The organism is Pseudanabaena yagii GIHE-NHR1 (assembly GCF_012863495.1).
Classification (GTDB): domain Bacteria; phylum Cyanobacteriota; class Cyanobacteriia; order Pseudanabaenales; family Pseudanabaenaceae; genus Pseudanabaena; species Pseudanabaena yagii.
The window spans coordinates 353,876-371,456 of record NZ_JAAVJL010000003.1 but is presented as its reverse complement, the minus strand read 5'-3'; the positions used below and the strand labels follow the sequence as shown (position 1 = coordinate 371,456).

The 17,581-nt window shown below is 41.3% G+C and carries 23 protein-coding genes and 1 tRNA gene; 10 read left to right on the top strand and 14 right to left on the bottom strand.

Features of this window, described 5'->3' with window-relative positions; genetic code table 11:
- Window positions 1-35 precede the first annotated feature (35 nt).
- On the bottom strand, window positions 36-608 hold the full coding sequence (locus HC246_RS21900) for a peroxiredoxin (RefSeq protein ID WP_169365545.1): 573 nt from the start codon (window positions 606-608) through the stop codon (window positions 36-38).
- Between the two features lie 305 nt (window positions 609-913).
- Here HC246_RS21900 and HC246_RS21895 point away from each other — a divergent pair, with 305 nt between their 5' ends.
- Window positions 914-1,333 carry a Fur family transcriptional regulator gene (locus tag HC246_RS21895; protein ID WP_169365544.1) on the top strand — a complete coding sequence of 140 codons (420 nt, stop codon included), beginning with the start codon at window positions 914-916 and terminating at the stop codon, window positions 1,331-1,333.
- A 38-nt stretch (window positions 1,334-1,371) separates the two neighbouring features.
- Here the strand turns inward: HC246_RS21895 and HC246_RS21890 are convergent, their stop codons facing one another.
- Genes HC246_RS21890 through HC246_RS21880 form a run of 3 tightly spaced genes read right to left on the bottom strand, consistent with a single transcriptional unit; the run spans window position 1,372 to window position 2,696 of the window.
- Complete coding sequence (locus HC246_RS21890; RefSeq protein WP_169365543.1) at window positions 1,372-1,911, bottom strand: DUF948 domain-containing protein; 540 nt, start codon at window positions 1,909-1,911, stop codon at window positions 1,372-1,374.
- 43 nt (window positions 1,912-1,954) lie between these two features.
- Complete coding sequence (locus HC246_RS21885; protein ID WP_169365542.1) at window positions 1,955-2,317, bottom strand: YtxH domain-containing protein; 363 nt, start codon at window positions 2,315-2,317, stop codon at window positions 1,955-1,957.
- Window positions 2,298-2,696, bottom strand: coding sequence for a hypothetical protein (locus HC246_RS21880; RefSeq protein WP_169365541.1), 399 nt, complete (start codon window positions 2,694-2,696; stop codon window positions 2,298-2,300). The genes HC246_RS21885 and HC246_RS21880 overlap by 20 nt, the downstream gene beginning before the upstream one ends.
- Before the next feature lie 419 nt (window positions 2,697-3,115).
- On the opposite strand from HC246_RS21880, the gene HC246_RS21875 reads away from it, so the two are divergent.
- The 4 genes from HC246_RS21875 to HC246_RS21865 all read left to right on the top strand — a co-directional run bounded on the left by HC246_RS21875 (window position 3,116) and on the right by HC246_RS21865 (window position 5,353).
- Window positions 3,116-3,832: a LuxR C-terminal-related transcriptional regulator gene (locus HC246_RS21875; protein WP_169365540.1), complete on the top strand. Its 717-nt coding sequence runs from the start codon at window positions 3,116-3,118 to the stop codon at window positions 3,830-3,832.
- A 205-nt stretch (window positions 3,833-4,037) separates the two neighbouring features.
- Window positions 4,038-4,163, top strand: coding sequence for a hypothetical protein (locus HC246_RS26560; RefSeq protein WP_263972134.1), 126 nt, complete (start codon window positions 4,038-4,040; stop codon window positions 4,161-4,163).
- A 332-nt stretch (window positions 4,164-4,495) separates the two neighbouring features.
- Window positions 4,496-4,765 carry a 30S ribosomal protein S15 gene (rpsO, locus tag HC246_RS21870; RefSeq protein WP_169365539.1) on the top strand — a complete coding sequence of 90 codons (270 nt, stop codon included), beginning with the start codon at window positions 4,496-4,498 and terminating at the stop codon, window positions 4,763-4,765.
- A 78-nt stretch (window positions 4,766-4,843) separates the two neighbouring features.
- Window positions 4,844-5,353 (top strand): PAM68 family protein, encoded by a 510-nt coding sequence (locus HC246_RS21865; protein ID WP_169365538.1) that lies wholly within the window; start codon window positions 4,844-4,846, stop codon window positions 5,351-5,353.
- A gap of 92 nt (window positions 5,354-5,445) precedes the next feature.
- Here the strand turns inward: HC246_RS21865 and HC246_RS21860 are convergent, their stop codons facing one another.
- The 6 genes from HC246_RS21860 to HC246_RS21835 all read right to left on the bottom strand — a co-directional run bounded on the left by HC246_RS21860 (window position 5,446) and on the right by HC246_RS21835 (window position 9,685).
- Window positions 5,446-6,102, bottom strand: a complete 657-nt coding sequence (locus HC246_RS21860; RefSeq protein WP_169365537.1) for a V4R domain-containing protein — start codon at window positions 6,100-6,102, stop codon at window positions 5,446-5,448.
- Window positions 6,103-6,112: 10 nt separating this feature from the next.
- Window positions 6,113-6,571, bottom strand: a complete 459-nt coding sequence (locus tag HC246_RS21855; protein ID WP_169365536.1) for a globin family protein — start codon at window positions 6,569-6,571, stop codon at window positions 6,113-6,115.
- Between the two features lie 197 nt (window positions 6,572-6,768).
- A complete protein-coding gene (locus HC246_RS21850) occupies window positions 6,769-7,047 on the bottom strand; it encodes a hypothetical protein (RefSeq protein WP_169365535.1) in 279 nt (92 codons plus the stop codon).
- Window positions 7,044-7,727 (bottom strand): V4R domain-containing protein, encoded by a 684-nt coding sequence (locus tag HC246_RS21845; protein ID WP_169365534.1) that lies wholly within the window; start codon window positions 7,725-7,727, stop codon window positions 7,044-7,046. Before HC246_RS21845 ends, HC246_RS21850 begins: the two co-directional genes overlap by 4 nt.
- Window positions 7,728-7,819: 92 nt before the next feature.
- Complete coding sequence (locus HC246_RS21840; RefSeq protein WP_169365533.1) at window positions 7,820-8,314, bottom strand: 2Fe-2S iron-sulfur cluster-binding protein; 495 nt, start codon at window positions 8,312-8,314, stop codon at window positions 7,820-7,822.
- 306 nt (window positions 8,315-8,620) lie between these two features.
- Window positions 8,621-9,685, bottom strand: coding sequence for a hypothetical protein (locus HC246_RS21835; protein ID WP_169365532.1), 1,065 nt, complete (start codon window positions 9,683-9,685; stop codon window positions 8,621-8,623).
- Window positions 9,686-9,704: 19 nt separating this feature from the next.
- Here HC246_RS21835 and HC246_RS21830 point away from each other — a divergent pair, with 19 nt between their 5' ends.
- Both HC246_RS21830 and hisC read left to right on the top strand, forming a co-directional pair.
- The gene (locus HC246_RS21830; protein WP_169365531.1) at window positions 9,705-10,631 is read left to right on the top strand and encodes a LysR family transcriptional regulator; all 927 of its coding nucleotides are present in this window, start codon (window positions 9,705-9,707) and stop codon (window positions 10,629-10,631) included.
- A 232-nt stretch (window positions 10,632-10,863) separates the two neighbouring features.
- Window positions 10,864-11,913, top strand: a complete 1,050-nt coding sequence (gene hisC, locus HC246_RS21825) for a histidinol-phosphate transaminase (RefSeq protein ID WP_169365530.1) — start codon at window positions 10,864-10,866, stop codon at window positions 11,911-11,913.
- 81 nt (window positions 11,914-11,994) lie between these two features.
- Here the strand turns inward: hisC and HC246_RS21820 are convergent.
- Window positions 11,995-12,067: transfer RNA gene (locus tag HC246_RS21820), tRNA-Ala, on the bottom strand.
- 58 nt (window positions 12,068-12,125) lie between these two features.
- Entirely contained in the window at window positions 12,126-12,644 is a 519-nt protein-coding gene (locus HC246_RS21815) for a hypothetical protein (RefSeq protein WP_169365529.1), read from the bottom strand.
- A 221-nt stretch (window positions 12,645-12,865) separates the two neighbouring features.
- Between HC246_RS21815 and HC246_RS21810 the strand changes: the two genes are divergently transcribed.
- The 3 genes from HC246_RS21810 to HC246_RS21800 all read left to right on the top strand — a co-directional run bounded on the left by HC246_RS21810 (window position 12,866) and on the right by HC246_RS21800 (window position 16,307).
- Window positions 12,866-13,765: a 4-hydroxybenzoate solanesyltransferase gene (locus HC246_RS21810; protein WP_169365528.1), complete on the top strand. Its 900-nt coding sequence runs from the start codon at window positions 12,866-12,868 to the stop codon at window positions 13,763-13,765.
- A gap of 117 nt (window positions 13,766-13,882) precedes the next feature.
- Window positions 13,883-14,104, top strand: coding sequence for a Calvin cycle protein CP12 (locus tag HC246_RS21805; protein WP_169365527.1), 222 nt, complete (start codon window positions 13,883-13,885; stop codon window positions 14,102-14,104).
- 502 nt (window positions 14,105-14,606) lie between these two features.
- The gene (locus HC246_RS21800) at window positions 14,607-16,307 is read left to right on the top strand and encodes a hypothetical protein (protein ID WP_169365526.1); all 1,701 of its coding nucleotides are present in this window, start codon (window positions 14,607-14,609) and stop codon (window positions 16,305-16,307) included.
- 50 nt (window positions 16,308-16,357) lie between these two features.
- Here the strand turns inward: HC246_RS21800 and HC246_RS21795 are convergent, their stop codons facing one another.
- Both HC246_RS21795 and sppA read right to left on the bottom strand, forming a co-directional pair.
- Entirely contained in the window at window positions 16,358-16,576 is a 219-nt protein-coding gene (locus tag HC246_RS21795; RefSeq protein ID WP_169365525.1) for a hypothetical protein, read from the bottom strand.
- A gap of 185 nt (window positions 16,577-16,761) precedes the next feature.
- Window positions 16,762-17,568, bottom strand: coding sequence for a signal peptide peptidase SppA (gene sppA / locus HC246_RS21790; protein ID WP_169365524.1), 807 nt, complete (start codon window positions 17,566-17,568; stop codon window positions 16,762-16,764).
- Between the last annotated feature and the right edge of the window lie 13 nt (window positions 17,569-17,581).

The following is a 17,581-nucleotide window of genomic DNA, read 5'->3' as shown; positions in this document are numbered from 1 at the left end:
GTTGTTAAATTAAAGTGTGCTTCGCACACTTTAATTTAACCTTCAAATGCTAAGCGAGGAGCAGAAACACCAGCAGGTGCAGCACCCTTCAAGTAAGCCAACATGGTGTCAGCGTCAGAGACTTCAAAAGGATCGGTTGGGCAGTTATCAGAGAAACCAGGCTCAACGAAGATCTTCTCAATCTTGCTATCGTTTACGAACATGGAATAGCGCCAAGAGCGAAGACCGAAACCAATGTTGGACTTGTCAACCAACATACCCATCTTGCGGGTAAATTCGCCAGCACCATCGGGTAGCAAGAATACATTCTTAGCTCCGATTTCTTTGCCCCACTTGAACATTACGAAAGCATCGTTAACAGATACACAAATAACTGCATCAACACCTAGCGCTTTGAATTCATCATAAAGCTCTTCATAGCGAGGTAAGTGGTTGGAGGAGCAGGTAGGAGTAAATGCACCAGGGAGAGAGAAAACTACTACTTTTTTACCAGCAAAAAGATCTCCAGTGGTTTTGTCTTCCCAACGATAAGGATTAGGCCCACCTACGGACTCATCACGTACACGAGTCTTAAATACAACGCTTGGTACGGTTTCGATAACTGCCATATTTTTCTCTAAAGTTAATGCTTTATCTGAACAAACTAAGAATAATTCTTATTTAGAAATTAGTCAATAGCCATAATTAGTTAATTATTTGAAAAATATTAATAAATTTGTGATTCCTAGATAGAGGTGATATATTACCTAGACAAGTAATTACAAGAGTAGCTATTTTTTGAATCAATTTTAAATTGCTATTATTTGGGACATTTTTGAAGATTGATCGCTAAATTTTCCTAAGTTTCAAGATGACAAGTTGAGTCAGTAGGAGCTTAGTTAGAGGATTTCGCGAAACTCAGGAGGAGGTTTATATGCAAAAGCAAGCGGATCGGGTAGTACAAATTTTGAAATCTAAGGGGTTGCGGGTCACGCCACAACGCTTTGCCGTTTATGCAAACTTACTCGATCGCCAAGATCACCCTACTGCTGAGCAAATTTTGAACGATCTCAACCAAAATGCCCCCACCTCATCACAGGCAACGGTTTATCTGTCGTTGCAAACTTTGCGAGATGCAGGACTCGTCCGCGAAGTCTTATTAGAACAAGGCGTATGTCGCTATGATGCCAATGTGGAGCCACATCACCACTTCCGATGCAAATGCTGTGGTGAAATCGAAGATATTGCGTGGAATGCCTTTGAAGGACTAGGCTTCCAGCAAATTCGGTCAGGACTAAAAGTTGATAATTATGAAGTGACCGTCAGCGGTATCTGCGATCGCTGCAACCAATGATTTCATTAAAAAAATGAGGGCGTAACGCCCTCATTTTTTTAATCTTCTGAATTTAAATCACCCATAAACCCCTCAGAACGGATGTCATCGGGTGTAATTAATCTTCCTTGATTAGAAGCATCATCTTCATCATCGCTAAAGCTTTCTAAATCACGAATCGATTGATTATTGCTGCGGATTTTTTCTTGATAGGGATCTGAGCGCCTTTGACGACGCGGACGACCCAAAGATTTTAAACCAGCCTTAATACCAGCAAATGCACTCTTAGTAGCGATCGTGGCACTAGATGCACTCTGGCGTACACCTTTGATCCCATCATTAACCTGCTTAACTGCCTCACCTGCACTTTTTGCACCTTGATTTAGTTCATCACTTAGCTCACTTAGCTCTAAACCAGTCATACGAATGGCTTCAAGGGTGGCAGGTAGTTCTCTAGTCAAGGTATCAGCTAAGCGAACTACGCTATTAGCAGCTTTCCCTAACTCTTGGAATGTAGGAATTGCCGTGAGCAGAAGAATTGTCAGGCAAACGACCACTAATAAAAATGATAAACCTAGTAGGAAGATAGCTTCTGACATAATTTCTTATAAGTGCTTGACTAAGTACTTGCTCTTTAATTGTCTAATCTTCATCTTCAACTGGAATATCGTCTATTTCGATGGATGAGTTATTAGATGTATTTGCCATCGAGAGAATTAATTCATCTTGGAGTTTGCGGCTAGCCTCCTGCCCAGTCGCGATCGCCTCTTGCAATCTTATCAGAGCCTCATCAATAGTACGTTGAGCCTGCACAGTCAAGCGATCGGCTTGATATTGCACATTAGCACTGACTTCCTCAGCTAGTTTGGGTAGGTCTTTAGCTGATCGCTTTAGAACCTGACGAGTTTCTTTACCTGAGCGGGGTGCAAATAAAATACCTACTGCCGCACCGATTACAGTACCCACGATTACTCCACCAAAAAATTTACCTGCGCCGTTTGACATTATGCTTACTCCCTGACGATCTGCTGCCTGACGACCTATTACTTGATTTGTTGTTTAAGGAGTTTGACGAACCTTTGCTAGACTTTTGCCAACGACTCCCTAAAAAGGATACACCACGTCCAAGCACAGACAATAACTTCCGAATTCTTTCCAACTGCATTTGCAGCTTCTGATACTGCTCCCGCAAAGATCCTACGCCACCACGGGCAATCTCAAGACTTGGCGAAGATACCTGCAACCCATTTTGGCAAGCTTCTGTCCAACCATCTACAGTTTTGACTGTAGCAGTGAGTGCTTTTTTTAACATCCAGACCTGCCATGCTGCCCATAGCAATCCTGCACTAAGTGTTAACTGTATGGCGATCGCAATCCAAATCATTGTTTTTTAACAAGAACCCATAGAATTTTTAAGATTTGTAATGTAGAGAAAAAAGTGCAACAGGTTAAATTTTTTCAACTTGATTTGTTTTTAGTGATTTTTTGACTGGTTTTATTTATAACAATTTTTAATTCTATGAGGAGTATATAGTAATCCTATCGAAGTGGCGATCGTTGATCTACCTATCACAGAGACCAAATAGAGACTAATAAGTCTTTATACCTCCAACCTGCTAGCGATCCCGATGTTATCTAATTGCGATAAAAAGGGTAGAATATTAGTAGATTTTGCCTAATCTAAATTCAGTTTCAGCAAGTGACAGAATATGTCAGCAAAAGCCATGAATCTGAAAAAGGAACTCAAAATTTATTAAACACGTCTCACAATATATAAATAGGTTATATTGGCAATTGATTGAGATGCACACAACAAAGTTGTCTAACAGTTCAGTGACTCTTCTACACCCACACCCCTATCTGATCGTTCATGCAGATGAGGGGCAACAGATGATCCCACTTATCAACGCAGATTTTTGGACAATTGGGAGGGGCTATGATAACTCAATTGTATTAACAGATAAATGGGTATCGCGCTATCACGCCACATTGCAGATCGTTGGAGCGTCCAAAAATGATGGTTTTGACTCGTCGATGAGGAGCGAAGCTAAACCTCGCAATACTAACAATGAGTCAGGTAGCTTTTATCTAGTAGATTTTGGTAGTCGTAATGGCTCATTCATGCGTGGACAGAGAATTACCTTCCCAATTTTGCTAAAGAGCGGCGATCGCATGACCATTGGCAAAACTGATATTGATTTCTTCTCACCTCACAAACGTGAGCCTCACCGCACACCTAGTGAGCATATGCGGTTATTCCATCAGCCCACTGCTCCTGTTTCCCGCACTACACTTACGCCTTCTGAAGAGCGCGTGTTCTGGCAAGTAGTCCAAGGCTTTACTAACAAAGAAATTGGTAAACGTCTGCAAATTAGTCCACGCACAGTCCAAACTCACCTCAGCAGCATCATGACTAAGCTGAATTTGGAAAATCGTTCCCAGATTGTGCGCTATGCCTTTGAGCAAAGCTATCGTCCTAATGCAGATAGCGCCGCTGATAATACAGATTTAAACAATTAAAAAAAGGAGAGTGCAATGCACTCTCCTTTTTTTATAACCCAGATAAATTGCCAAAAAGATTGCGAAGCAATCTTTTTGGCAATTTATCTGGGTGTCAAGATAGAGCAAAAACCTGTAATTGTTAAGAAAGCACCTATAAGCTACTTTCTACTTCTTGGGTTCAGACTAAAATATATAGGTCATCATTCTTTCAGATATTGAAACCATGCTCGATCTCAAAGTTATTTTGCCTGTCCTAACTATTGTCTTTACCATTAGCTGTCTATTTTTCGGCACTCGTAACGGCTTTTACGACACCGATAAATATCACGGCAATGGTTCTGCCCATTAAAAAATAAAGCGGTGCTTTGCACCGCTTTATTTTTTAATAGCGTACAAAAATATGTGGTCAACATGTTAAGCTAGTCTGTCTGAAAGCTAATATCTTTAAAGAATTGGCGATCTCCATACATCCTACTCAGAGACTACTGAGAAACGGAAACCGCCTATGCAGTCGATCTGTCGAGTTAGCAAACACATTGCTCTCGATAAGTGGCGCAAACCCAGAGATGGGAATAACTAGGAAAGCCCAATCGTGAGGTTGGGAACTCGCTCTCTAACTCCTAAGTGCGTTGATTGTCGGGTTTAGTCACGTCCACCTCAAAACACGTTCAAGTTTTTATCATGGCACTTTTGCAAGAACGCAAGCTCGAAATTTTCGCTGAATACCAAAAGCATCCTACCGATACTGGTTCATCTGATGTTCAGGTTGCATTGCTCACCGAGCGTGTAAACCAATTGACCACTCACCTTAAGCTACATCCTAAAGATTTCTCATCTCGCCGCAGTTTGCTCAAGATCATTGGTCAACGTAAGCGTTTACTAGCTTATGTTCGTAGCCAAGATCGCGCTCATTACAAACAACTCATCCAAAGCTTGGGTGTAAGAGGCTAGTTTTTAAATAGTATTTGTGTTTCGTATGAATTGCATGAATACTATTACAACTTCTTTAGCGCTAGTGAGGAACATCAAGTGAGCAAGCCAACTGAACGTATCCCTTTCGAGCCAAATAATCGTAGTAAGAAAGCAAAAGGCAAGGAAACTAAAAAGCCACCTATTGCACCTGTTACTAAAAATATAAGTGGCTCGAAACCCAACATAAGTAACAACACAAGTACAAAACCGTCCCCTAAACGAAATGATCCTTTAGGAATCCCTGATGAAGTCAATCGTCGTATCGTTAGACGGGCAGCTTTATTCTGTGGTATCCCGACAAGTCTAGGTCTTACTACTTTTGTTGTGAGCTACATTGTTGTGAGCAAACACATATTTGAGCTACCAACTTCGGTAGTAGTGCTGCTAAGTATGTTGTTTTTAGGATTGGGAGTAGTCGGTCTAAGCTACGGCGCTATTTCGGCTTCTTGGGATGAAGGTCGTGTTGGTAGCTGGTGGGGCGGCGAAGAATTCAAGAAAAACTTTGGCTATTTACGAGAGGCTTGGAAGTCTCAAAAGCAAACTCCTCAGCAGTCTAACAATAAATAAACAAAAAACCGCCTGAGGCGGCTTTTTGTTTGACTTAGGCAGTTTCCAGTGGATATGGCGTTGCTTCGCAACGCCATATCCATTTGATTAATTTATTTAAGAAGCTTTTGTAGGATTGTCTCGTGATCTAACCCGTCGGAAAGGAAAGAGTCAACAATTTGGAGTCTTTCAGGTAAACCAATGATGTAGGTATTGTTGCTAGCCCCTAGAGATTCACAGGTTGTTTGGACTGCCAATAGTTCGCGACCTGTTAAACGGCTAAAGAATGAAGTAAGAATACCTGCTTCTAAATATCCTGTTGGCAACTTATTTCCTTCAATTTTACGGACATAGGGAGAATTGTAGGTTTTAACAAAAATGAATCCTTGAGCCTGATATTGAGGATCGAACTCAAAGATTCCCCACCCGTGAGTTTTCCAACATTCTTTTAAACTTTGAATGAAGGTGATCATATCCATTTCAGCTAATGTCTGACAGTAGTATTCTTCAAGGGATTCAGTAAACCTTGTATAAAAATTCTTACCCCACCATTTACCGCAATTAAATAGAACTAGTCTAGATGCTTGTCCTGTTTCTTTCGCTAGCCCTGAATATAATGAAGCAATTAAGGTGTCAGGAACTGCTAATAGGCGATCGCCACGACGGTTTTCTAGGATACCTATTTCTAGATCACCTTTGACATAGGCGTTATAGTCAAAAAAGTTAGCAGGTATGCGATTTTCTTTGATGAGATCGGCAACAGAAATCATAGTTAGTCTCCTAGTAAATTAGTGTGACTTGGGCAGCAGTAATCAAAGGTTGAAGTAAAGCAAGTTGTGAGGGGCTGAACTGTTGTCTCAATGTTTGATTTAGTAATTTATAGAGAGTATCGTTGAGCCGACGGAGATCTCGCATGGACATAATTCCTTCCAACCAACTGAGCAGCCTTTCCTTTAAAAAGTTTTCATCATTCAACAACATCGCCATTGAGCTGTATCGCAGAACGAGGACAAGATTTTTAATACCTAGTTCTAGATCTTCTACGGTTACGTTAGGTAGTTCCGATGGTACTTGATCGGCAACGCTTTGCAAAATATCAATTTCGCGATCGCGGATGAGTTTATAGAGCTTGAGGCGATCGGGTAATGAACTCACATAGCTTTCCATGAGTCCCAGCTCATCCGATGCAAGATACCGATCCTGCGCTTGGTTAATTAGTTCTTGAATCTTCGGAATCATATTTCTTACAATGAGAATTATTGAGATTTTAGTTTCTTCAACAAAGTAGCTATAGGTAGATGTTAAGCCCTATCTAGATAGTGACTATTGGCAAGTATTTCAACTTATACATTTGAACTGTTTAGCTTGCCATTAGTTTGTCACTATTTATCTAAATTAACTGCCTTAAATTGCCTTGATTTTCCCAATCTTCATTTTTAAAAGAATTTGGAAATATCGTCCAGAAAATTTTCAAGGGTTTCGCTATTCTCATCAATAGCGTTGTTAGCTTCAGGTTGATTGACTGTTGCCGCAATTTCAGGCACACCATTCCAAGCGATCGCTCGGAAATATTGTCGTACAGGCATTAAGAAGCTCAAGGTCGGATAGCTGCCATTAGGAGCATTGACAACCACTGGAGCGATCGCTTGATTTTCCCAATTTACACCCTGCCAAAAACTGCGTAATGGTTGTAAGCGCCAATCTGAAGTGCTCATTTGAGGAATTCTCCATTGCGTAAACGACCTTCGATGTCACGAGTGGTAGCACCTTCATTGAGCCAGAATGATGCAGCATCAATGCGGTTTTTACCACCAAGGAGGAATTTGCAATAGTTTTCACCCATCGAATAGCATTGAATCTCAATGCACTCTAGTTCTTTGTTGACTAGATGCGTAAAAAATCCTGAAAACAAACCTGCATACAAGTGGCAGACAGGTTTACCGACATCACCAAGGCTACGGGCTACGGCGGAGTCAAATACACTAATAAACATGAATCCCTGCTTGCGATCGCTCATATCTACTTGCCATCGTCCCCAGCCCTGAGAGGTGAAGGGCCACCACCATGTTTCTAACAAGAAAGGTAGATTTGTTTGGCGAATGCTGCGACCAAAATCCTTTTCAAACCATTTTGTAAAAAATAGTGCATCTTGCAAGCCCCATTCACAGCCAATCGAGTACATAACTGCTGCTGAGGCATCGCCCACCTCATCTTCTAATCCTTCTTGAAGCCCAATGATAAAATCTTCACTCGTGAAAATATTTCTGAGTCCATTCCAATCCTCAATGATGCCTTTTTCCAGATTAGGCTGAAAGAAGTCTTGCAAACTGTAATGATTATTTTTTCTTTTATGTTTGGATGCAGCACTATTGGGACGATCTACAGCAACAGTCATAATTTAATACTCCTAATCCAAAAAATTTTAGTAGCTTAAGTAGTAGCTAATGGGGGGAAGTTTGGGAAATTGCTTAAGCGCTGCGACTATTTTTACTCAAAAATATCAGCACGTTTAGTGTTTGCCAATTGTTCGCCAACACTAAAGTTAGTATTTTCTAATTGACGTACAACAGATCTTGTAATTAGCTGTCCAACTTCCACCAGAGTCTGACCTGTGATCGGACTAAGTAATGGTTTTTCACAGCGTCGTCCAATCAGCGCTTCAATGTCTTGAATCGATTGAACATACATACCCACAGGCAGTTCAACGACAATTCCTTCACCCATGACCTTTGCTTGGCAAGCAAGTCGTGAGTTCGGTTTACAGGTAGTAATAACTTCTAAAGTACGTTGCTCGCGTTTACCCATCGGGCTAAGTGAAGACATACCCTCTTGGATATAAACGTGACAGGTCGCACACATGCCACGTCCACCGCATTCTTTTAAAATATTTAACTCGTCCCCCATTAATCCAGATAGCAATGCACCATTTGTTGCAATATCTGCTGTCTGAGCAATAGGCTCAATTCTTACACGCTTAGCCATTTTTTAGCTTGCCTCTGCGATGGTTCCCCTTAATAATAAAATTTAGTTTAACCCATTTGAGGTGTATACGTAGAGTACTTACCGCCAAATTGCTTAGAATTGTTAAGCAGAGTTAAGTTTGTTTTTTAGGTTTGCTAAATATTTTGTTCTCTAAATAACCAACAGGAATCCTAAGTAACGTCAGTTCGAGTTAAGATTGCAAATTTTATAAGCCCAAAAGTAAAAGCCTTGCGTAGCAAGGCTTTTACTTTTGGGCTTTGAGAGAGGGTTGACTACGCCAACCCTCTCTCAAAGCCGACCAGATACTTATAGCAGTATTGCTTTTTGGCGACTGTCTAAACAGTCTTGCTCCAACATTTGATCAAAGTTACGAATTACTTGTTTGCATCGTTTGATATAGGCCTGCACCCATTCCTGAATCTGAGCAATCTGTTCGGGGGTACAGGCGATCGCATTTTGTTTTGGATGGGATATTTGTCCATTGCGATCGACTTCAAATTCCTTAAGCCAAGTTGACTCTGGACGACTTGATTTCCAATAATTGGTCACAACCACCTTGCCTAGATATTGGGTAGTGAAGTGACTGAGTTTGTTTAAGGCTGATAAAAGTTCATCTAACTTATACTCTTGTGTGTCAGTTTTCGCTGATACTTGCTTAGTATGGTTATCAGTAGCTTTTGTATGGTTGTTGGTAGCAGTTGCGTTATTTGGTAATGATACAGACGGAGTAGGAGGTGTTTGGGGCTTAGTTATGCTCGGCTTAATTACATTTGCCTGAGCTTGTGCATTTGTGCTTGAAGTTGAATTGGATATTGTATTGGTTTGTTGCCGACTTGAGTTTCTAGGATTAGGCGCTGAATTACTAGATAAATTCGCAAATTTTTCTGGCTGAGGATTTGCAATAGGATTAGTGAAACTGCGGTTTTTGGATTGATCTGTTACTGGAGCTGTTGCTTTGGCGCTATTGGCATCCCAGTCCGTATTGGGCAAAGAATGCTGGGTCACTGAACCCAATAGAAGCTTAAAGTATGCAACTGTGTTGTATGTATCTGTCTCGATCAAATACTTGATTTTGGTGATACCCCGTCTATAGTCAACTAATTCTAGAGCGCTATCTGTAAGTACTAGTAACACTAGCCCATGAGTCAGCTTATAAATAAACACAACATGACCAGTGAAGTGAAACTCAAAAGACTCAAATCCTTCTGGTACGTTTTCGACAACTTGCAGCACTCCTTGACCTAATGCTTGCTTTGTCCTATCTAATACGGAGTCTAATCCGTAGAAATATGGGCGCATACGGCGGTTTGTGAGAGCAATTCCCACAACTCCTGCCAAATTCAAAAAATCTTGAATAACCTCCCGACTCATCTTTTCTCACGCTGCTTCTATGATCGACATACCGTTCACCCTAGACCAATTACGCATTCTCAAGGCGATCGCTGCTGAAGGTAGCTTTAAACGCGCCGCCGATAGCCTTTATGTATCCCAACCCGCCGTTAGCTTGCAAGTCCAACATCTAGAACGACAGCTAGATGTACCTTTGTTCGATCGCGGGGGCCGAAGAGCACAGTTGACGGAGGCAGGACAGTTGCTACTTTCCTATGGCGATCGCATTTTAAGCCTTTGTCAGGAAACTTGCCGCGCCATTGATGATTTACAAAATCTCAATGGTGGGACTCTCATTATAGGTGCTAGTCAGACGACTGGAACCTATCTAATGCCGCAGATGATTGGCTTATTTCGTAAGAAATACCCTGAAGTCTCGGTGCAACTCCATGTTCATTCTACAAGGCGAACGGCATGGAGTGTTGCGAATGGACAGGTAGACTTGGCAATTATTGGAGGTGAAATTCCTGCGGATTTGCTGGATTCTTTAGAGATTACACCCTACGCTGAAGATGAGCTAGCGCTAATTCTACCAACTTCTCATGCGTTGGCACAGGTGGAAGCCTTGCCTATTGATGAGCTATACAAGATGCAATTTATTACCCTTGATTCACAATCAACCATTCGTAAGGCAATTGATCGCGTCTTATTGGATAGTGGGGTAGATCCAAGACAGTTAGAGATCGCGATGGAGCTAAATTCGATTGAGGCGATTAAAAATGCGGTGCAGGCAGGGTTGGGAGCAGCATTTTTGTCGGTAACTGCGATCGAAAAAGAGTTGCAAATGGGGGCTTTAAAGCAAATGAGGATTGATGGGGTGGTCATCAAGCGAATGCTCTTACAAATTCGGAATCCAAATCGTTATCGCTCCAAGGCAACGGAAGCCTTTTGTAACGAGGTCTTGCCAATTTTTCGAGACAAGCCATAAGGGTTTTCAGAATTATGTGGCGCGGTGAAACCGCGCCACATAATTCTGAATATAGAAATCCTAAAATGGTTTGTGGAAGCACACCCCGAAGGGGTGTGCTTCCACAAACCCAAAAATCTACAAATGATTTACGCCTAGCTACTTATTACTTTTCGATGGGGGCAAAGCGTGATAAGCGTTATGGCAATTGCGATACAATGGTAGACCTGACTTAAGTTTTCACCTTCTTGCTATGAGCTACTTCCGCCCTGCTATTGATGCAATGACTGGCTATGTTCCTGGGGAACAACCCAAGTCGGGGATCAAAGTTATTAAACTGAATACTAACGAAAATCCCTATCCCCCTTCACCCAAAGCGATCGCTGCTTTGCAAACTATTGATAGTGACTCTTTACGACGCTATCCCGATCCCTTTGCTCATGAATTTTGTCAAGCGGTGAGTGAAGCTATTGGTGTGCCTAAGGATTGGGTAATTGTTGGCAATGGCAGCGATGATGTTTTAAATATTTTGATCAGGGCTTGTGCTGAAGGACGCGATCGCAAGGTGGTTTATCCGATGCCAACTTACGTGCTTTACCGCACCCTAGCAGCAATGCAACCATCGGAGACCGTAGAAGTCCCTTATGGGGAAAATTTTGAATTACCCATTGAGCAACTCGTCGCCGCCAATGGTGCTGTAACTTTTATTGCTTCGCCCAATAGTCCATCAGGTCACTCTGTATCTCTCGAAGATTTACGCAAATTGGCGCAACAAGTCTCAGGTATTGTGGCGATCGATGAAGCCTATGTGGATTTTGCTGAATATTCAGCTTTGCCCTTGGTGCAGGAATTTGACAATGTGATCGTATTACGCACTTTATCGAAGGGCTATTCCTTGGCAGGTTTGCGCTTAGGCTTTGGTATTGCTAATCCCAAGCTCTTGTCAGGGCTATTTAAGGTTAAAGATAGCTATAACATTGATGCTGTTGCGATCGCTGTGGGTACTGCTGCAATGCGAGATCAAGAATATAAAAATGCTAATGCCAATAAAGTTAAAACTTCGCGATCTCGTCTCATCCACGATCTAAAGAATATTGGCTATACAGTCCCAAGGTCTTACGGTAATTTTGTCCTCGCTACTCCTCCCAAGGGCAATGCTGAAGAGATTTATTTAAAGCTCAAAGAATCTGGTATTTTAGTGCGCTATTTCAATCAAGCAGGACTGGCTGATAAATTGCGAATTACTGTTGGCACTGACGAACAAAACCAAGCTCTATACGATCAATTGACTTTAATTGGATAGATTAACTGTAAGCATGATTGTGTTTACACTAATCATCTGAATCTACGCTTGGATAACTAACTATAAATAGTTGGGAAAAAATGGAGAATAGGAGGCTCGAACCCCTGACCTCTGCGGTGCGATCGCAGCACTCTACCAACTGAGCTAATTCCCCAATAGGCTATATATACTAGCATATTTTAAATAACAAGGCAGTACTCAGTGCCGCCTTGTTATTTACTGACAGAAACAGGCGATCGCGACTCACTACGCATTAAAAAACGGGTTATTTGCTGCTCATATCCCGAACCATCAGGAAACTCAACCATTAGCACAGGCTTTTTAATCGTCTCGGAGGGAATTTGCAGCATATAGACATAATCACCATTGTGAAACTCAAAGTAAGTACCTTGATTTGGGTTATAGGTCTTAGCAGTAAGTTTTATCCCCGGAGTACCATTTTTATTCACACTGCGATAATGTTTTGGCTGTGAAGGATTCTTAATGTCAGCACAAATATACAAGGAGTAGTCCTTGGTTTCTGCATAGGCAATAGTTCCACCTGTCCCCTCACAGGTTTTGTCATTAGTTAACTCATCGGTCAATCCAGTGACTAAGGTTTCGGCTGTAGCTCTGCCCCCACATATACCAGTAAGCAGAAAGAGCGAAAACCCTAACAATAAAGAAGTCAAAGGCTTTGGAGAAATAGGCTTCTTAGTAAATTCAGAAATATGTTGATTAATTGCTTGCATCTCAAAACCTCGTGATTTTGCTAATTGTTTCTGTTTCTGCTTTTAGCTATCTACAGAGATGCTCGTAGTCCCAAAATGAGCGTAACAATGATGAAAAGTTTTGTAATCAGCAACTTTGCCTAAAATATGAAATAGCTCACGCTATTGAGATTGGGTTGGTCAATGCTTCGCGCCGACCAACCACTAAAATTATCATTTAGCCAACTTGGCAAGCATTTACTATGAACTCAGGCATCACCAATAATGAATCAACATTTCAGAAAATCGTGCGGCTCTTGCGCTGGCATAAACCCGCAGGCAGACTGATTTTGATGTTGCCTGCGCTGTGGGCAACGGTGGCGGCCGCCAAATCAATTCATCAACTACCTCCCTTAGATTTATTAGGCGTAGTCATCCTTGGTAGCTTGGCAACTAGCGCCGCAGGTTGTGTCATCAATGACCTCTGGGATCGTGATATCGATCCACAAGTCGATCGCACTAAAAATCGTCCCCTCGCCGAGCGATCGCTATCGATTCAAGTGGGGATCGCTGTTCTGTTAGTCTCAGGACTCTGTGCATTCTTACTATCAACCTACTTAAATCCCCTCAGTTTTGGACTTTGTTTTGCGGCTGTACCTGTGATTGCGATTTATCCTGCCTGTAAGCGCTTTTTCCCAGTACCGCAACTAGTTCTGTCAATTGCATGGGGATTTACGGTATTAATCCCTTGGAGTGCTGTTACAGGTGGACTGGATCGCTATGCTTGGGGATTATGGCTAGCGGTAATTGCTTGGACGATGGGATTTGACACAATTTACGCTATGAGCGATCGCGAAGATGATCTCAAGGTTGGAGTTAACTCTAGTGCTCTCTTTTTTGGAAGATATGTAACATTTGCGATCGCAATATTTTTAGCGATTACCCTCGGAAGCTTGCTTTGGCTAGGATGGGAGGTGCAACTCGGTTACACACACTACTTTGCTTGCTTGACGGCAGGAGTAATATGGATATGGCAATGTAACAGACTAAGCCAAGCAGAAATTCCTACCGAGTTATACCAAAAAGCGTTTGGTCAAAATGTATGGATCGGCTTTATCATATTGGCGGGAATGATTCCATCCACTCTAGGGATTATTGGCTAACTCTCTGAACTATTGCAACGCTATTGCAATGTGAGTTTCCTACTCCTGACGTATGATGGCTAGCAAGCCTTAAGTCTGTTAGGATCTAGATTAAAGATAGTAAAAGTAAAAAAATACATGAGCAATATTAAAGAAAAGATTCTAGAAGAAGTCCAACAAGCCAGAGAAACCTGCGAAGTTAGCGGTACTGATTCTAAAGAATGTGCTGCTGCATGGGATGCAGTAGAAGAGTTGCAAGCTGAAGCATCGCACCAAAAGCAAGATAAGCCTAAAAACTCCCTTGAAATTTATTGCGATGACAATCCTGACGCTGCTGAATGCCGTTTGTACGAAGATTAATCATCCAAACATCTCCAAAAAAGATATGCCCAAGGCATGTTCTGTCAAAATTCGCAAAAGAGAGGCAGCGCCAAGCGTTGCCTCTCTTTTGTTGAGGCACAGTCATTTATTTATACAGTGCTTTGCATTTTGAGAGAGGGTTGGCGTAGCCAACCCTCTCTCAAAGCCTAAAAGTAAAAGCCTTGCTACGCAAGGCTTTTACTTTTAGGCTTTTAAAATTTGCCAGCTTAACCCGAACTGACGTTAATTAAATAGTGGTGGCGCAAAGCAACGCCACTATTTGAGGTTTTCAAACTTACATTGCGAGATTACGCTAAAATTTGTCTCTAAATTCGTAAATTTGTAAATTTGTCAGTTACATTGTGAAAATTGGAAAGCCTAATAGTTGAGTTAATTTGCGGTTTAATATTCTCCATATCAATGAGAAAATCATAATAATTGCAAGACGATGATATTCAACTGATAGTCATTAGGGAAATTTGTAGCCAATTGGGAATAGGGTATGACACAACTGAGCGTTATGGAGTTGGCAAAGAAAGGTGATCCCCAAGCGATCGCTACTTTGATAAATCGATCGCTAGAATCTAAAGGCATCCATGCTCAAGCTGAGCTGGAAGGGGAATGCCTCAAAATTTCTTTGCAAGCACTACAGATACCGAATCAAAAAGCGGTAATTACAATTATTCAAAGGGGCATGATGATTTTGCAAGTTGAGCAAATCAAACGTGTCAAAATCTTAACCTACCGCTCTGATAATAATTACTTAGCTTGGCAACATGAACTTTCCTTAGATCCCTCTCCCAGCAAACCATTAACAAATTCACAAATTACCAACTCAGCAAATTTAGTACAAGATCAAAATATGAATCTTGTCAGTAATCCAAAAGGGGTTATCCTAGTACAGAAGTTGTCGCAAATTCAGCAAAACTTGCAAGAATATCAAGACATTATTGTGCGATTTACCGATGAGCATGTTGGCACTGTCCGATGCTTAACTACACTCACGGAATTAATCCAAGTAATTAGTAAACCTAGCTTTTTGTTTGCCGCAGTTGCCTCCAACCCCAATTTACGGAGTTTACTAGATACGATCGCCGAATCTAGCAAGACTGATGAGCATGGCGATCAGGTAATTACCAATCTATCGATATTACAACCGGGGCAGCAATGGCAAAAAGCCAAAATTAGACTTGTTACCAAAATCTTTTTAGAACCTGCTCAAGATCAGGATAGTCCAGAAACTAAACACCAAGGCATTACCCTAGACTTACAAGAAGCTCCACCTCAGTCTAATGCTTATCCTGTTATAGAGTCCCGTCAACCAGAGTCACCCTCTATACCACAAGCGATTATTTATCCTGTTTTAGAGACATCCACACCTGAAGCTAACTCGACCAGTAATTCTGAAATTGTCGAATCTCCGTTAAAGGCTCAAGAGGATTCACAACTAACATCTAGCAAAGAATCAGACATATTAGATGCATTATTTGATGATTTTCCAGAACCTACTTCTCCAATTTCAGCATCGGGTTCGAGCTTAGAGGCAACTACAGCCAATGCACTATTTGATGATTTTCCAGACTCGACACCAATAGTCTCGTCTCCAGTATCTTCATCTACTGTTCCAGAAGTAAATACAGATTCTCAAGGTTCCGACTCACTATTTGATGAGTTTATGGGTACTCGCTCAACTAGTAGTAATCAAGAATTTGAGATTGGGAATCTTGGTGATGATTTAGGTGAAGAATTTTCGGCTGTGCAACCGACTATACTTCAGCAGGTGAATGATGAAACTGTGCCGACAGATTTAGATGATGATTTATTTAATAACTTTGGGTTTGATGATCGATCTATTAAAGTAGATAATTCACAGGTTTTGAAATCAGATATTACAGAGTTGGAGAGTGATATCAATGCCATTAAATCTAGAATTCCTAAACAGAATCTAGATAAATTACTACTATTAATGGATGAAGAAGCTCTCAATGATGATGCCAAATCTTCAGATAATGAAAAGAATGAGTCAGCGAAACAACTAGATTCAGAAAAAAAATCTTTGTCTGAGAACTCAACAAATTTAGATTTAGGCGCAATCACGATAGAGCGAATCTTGGGCAATATGGATACTATCGCTCTCAATGATGTGAGTGTGCCCGATCCTTCCCTAGTAACTTTGGATGATTTAGAGTCTCTCGGTTTTTAAGAGAGTATTTGATAAATGGGGATTTTCAGCAATTAAAGACTACATAATCATTACCTCATTAAGTAAGGCGATCGCTTATCTTGGTCTTTATTTGTTTGATTACAAATATTCGTCTCTGAATGGTAGATATATTCAATTTCATCTTGTGACAAAATAAATTCTAAATATAGCTCTCCTAACCAATCACGCATTTTGCTAAGCCTAAAAAATAATCGAAACTGGGGTTCAGTTAACATCTTTTGAGTTCTCTCTAGTTGCACAGGAGTCATAAGGTTTACCCTCCCTTAAACCGACTCATATATTGTGCATCTAGTTCCCAATTCTTCTTGTGACTTGAAAAGCTTATAATTAGCGATCCCTATCTCACTAAACTAGCGATCCTAATCACGAATACCTGTTATCTAGGTCACAACTAAAACTCAAATTAAAAGGAGTGCTTTGCACTCCTTTTAATTTATTGCCACATCCAGAGCGGCATTCCACTTGTTTCCGTTTCAAATTGCAAGCGGGCGATCGCACTTTCTGATCCGTTAGGTAGAAACTTACTTGCAAAGGTTTTGGGAGGCTTGATTGTAAATACCTTAGTGTTTTTAGGATCGAGTCCTACTAATTCCGATGCCCAAATTCTGGCATCTTCCTCGGTACCAAGGCGATCGACTAAGCCGAGGGTAAGAGCCTGCTCACCTGTAAACACTCGTCCATCCGCAAAGGAACGCACAGTGGCGGGGCTAAGTTTGCGACCTTCAGCAACGGTTTCCACAAATTGGTGATAGCTAGAATCAATTAGTGATTGGAGGATTTCTCTCTCTTCTTCAGTGATATCTCGATCAAAAGAGAGAATATCTTTGTAAGTTCCTGATTTGATTACTTTAAAGGAAACGCCAATTTTATCGAGTAACTTTTCAATGTTGTTACCACGTAAAATTACGCCAATGCTACCTGTAATCGTTCCGGGATTAGACACAATGTAATCTGCACCAACACCGATATATACGCCACCACTGGCGGAAATATTGCCAAAACTGGCAACTATTTTGACCTTAGACTTTTCTCTGAGACGCTTGAGGGCTGCATAGATTTCTTGAGAATCGCCAACGGTTCCCCCAGGACTATCGATGCGAAGTAGGAGGGCAGGAAATTTGTTTTCTTCAACAAATTCAAGGGCTTCAAGAACGCGGGTTCTGGTACTTGCCCCGATCGCCCCTGTAATTTCAATGCGTGCGATTTTTTTGCGAAATTTGCGTTTTAGAAAGCCGAACATTCAGTTATAGGTC

Excerpts from the sequence above, each read along its gene's own strand:
- HC246_RS21810 (WP_169365528.1), top strand. The coding sequence starts at position 12,866 with ATGAACTCAGGCATCACCAATAATGAATCAACATTTCAGAAAATCGTG.
- hisC (WP_169365530.1), top strand. The coding sequence starts at position 10,864 with ATGAGCTACTTCCGCCCTGCTATTGATGCAATGACTGGCTATGTTCCT.
- sppA (WP_169365524.1), bottom strand. The coding sequence starts at position 17,568 with ATGTTCGGCTTTCTAAAACGCAAATTTCGCAAAAAAATCGCACGCATT.
- HC246_RS21885 (WP_169365542.1), bottom strand. The coding sequence starts at position 2,317 with ATGTCAAACGGCGCAGGTAAATTTTTTGGTGGAGTAATCGTGGGTACT.
- HC246_RS21890 (WP_169365543.1), bottom strand. The coding sequence starts at position 1,911 with ATGTCAGAAGCTATCTTCCTACTAGGTTTATCATTTTTATTAGTGGTC.
- HC246_RS21895 (WP_169365544.1), top strand. The coding sequence starts at position 914 with ATGCAAAAGCAAGCGGATCGGGTAGTACAAATTTTGAAATCTAAGGGG.
- HC246_RS21800 (WP_169365526.1), top strand. The coding sequence starts at position 14,607 with ATGACACAACTGAGCGTTATGGAGTTGGCAAAGAAAGGTGATCCCCAA.
- HC246_RS21835 (WP_169365532.1), bottom strand. The coding sequence starts at position 9,685 with ATGAGTCGGGAGGTTATTCAAGATTTTTTGAATTTGGCAGGAGTTGTG.
- HC246_RS21830 (WP_169365531.1), top strand. The coding sequence starts at position 9,705 with ATGATCGACATACCGTTCACCCTAGACCAATTACGCATTCTCAAGGCG.
- HC246_RS21795 (WP_169365525.1), bottom strand. The coding sequence starts at position 16,576 with ATGACTCCTGTGCAACTAGAGAGAACTCAAAAGATGTTAACTGAACCC.
- HC246_RS26560 (WP_263972134.1), top strand. The coding sequence starts at position 4,038 with ATGCTCGATCTCAAAGTTATTTTGCCTGTCCTAACTATTGTCTTTACC.
- HC246_RS21875 (WP_169365540.1), top strand. The coding sequence starts at position 3,116 with ATGCACACAACAAAGTTGTCTAACAGTTCAGTGACTCTTCTACACCCA.
- HC246_RS21860 (WP_169365537.1), bottom strand. The coding sequence starts at position 6,102 with ATGATTTCTGTTGCCGATCTCATCAAAGAAAATCGCATACCTGCTAAC.
- rpsO (WP_169365539.1), top strand. The coding sequence starts at position 4,496 with ATGGCACTTTTGCAAGAACGCAAGCTCGAAATTTTCGCTGAATACCAA.
- HC246_RS21845 (WP_169365534.1), bottom strand. The coding sequence starts at position 7,727 with ATGACTGTTGCTGTAGATCGTCCCAATAGTGCTGCATCCAAACATAAA.
- HC246_RS21850 (WP_169365535.1), bottom strand. The coding sequence starts at position 7,047 with ATGAGCACTTCAGATTGGCGCTTACAACCATTACGCAGTTTTTGGCAG.
- HC246_RS21815 (WP_169365529.1), bottom strand. The coding sequence starts at position 12,644 with ATGCAAGCAATTAATCAACATATTTCTGAATTTACTAAGAAGCCTATT.
- HC246_RS21900 (WP_169365545.1), bottom strand. The coding sequence starts at position 608 with ATGGCAGTTATCGAAACCGTACCAAGCGTTGTATTTAAGACTCGTGTA.
- HC246_RS21840 (WP_169365533.1), bottom strand. The coding sequence starts at position 8,314 with ATGGCTAAGCGTGTAAGAATTGAGCCTATTGCTCAGACAGCAGATATT.
- HC246_RS21805 (WP_169365527.1), top strand. The coding sequence starts at position 13,883 with ATGAGCAATATTAAAGAAAAGATTCTAGAAGAAGTCCAACAAGCCAGA.
- HC246_RS21880 (WP_169365541.1), bottom strand. The coding sequence starts at position 2,696 with ATGATTTGGATTGCGATCGCCATACAGTTAACACTTAGTGCAGGATTG.
- HC246_RS21855 (WP_169365536.1), bottom strand. The coding sequence starts at position 6,571 with ATGATTCCGAAGATTCAAGAACTAATTAACCAAGCGCAGGATCGGTAT.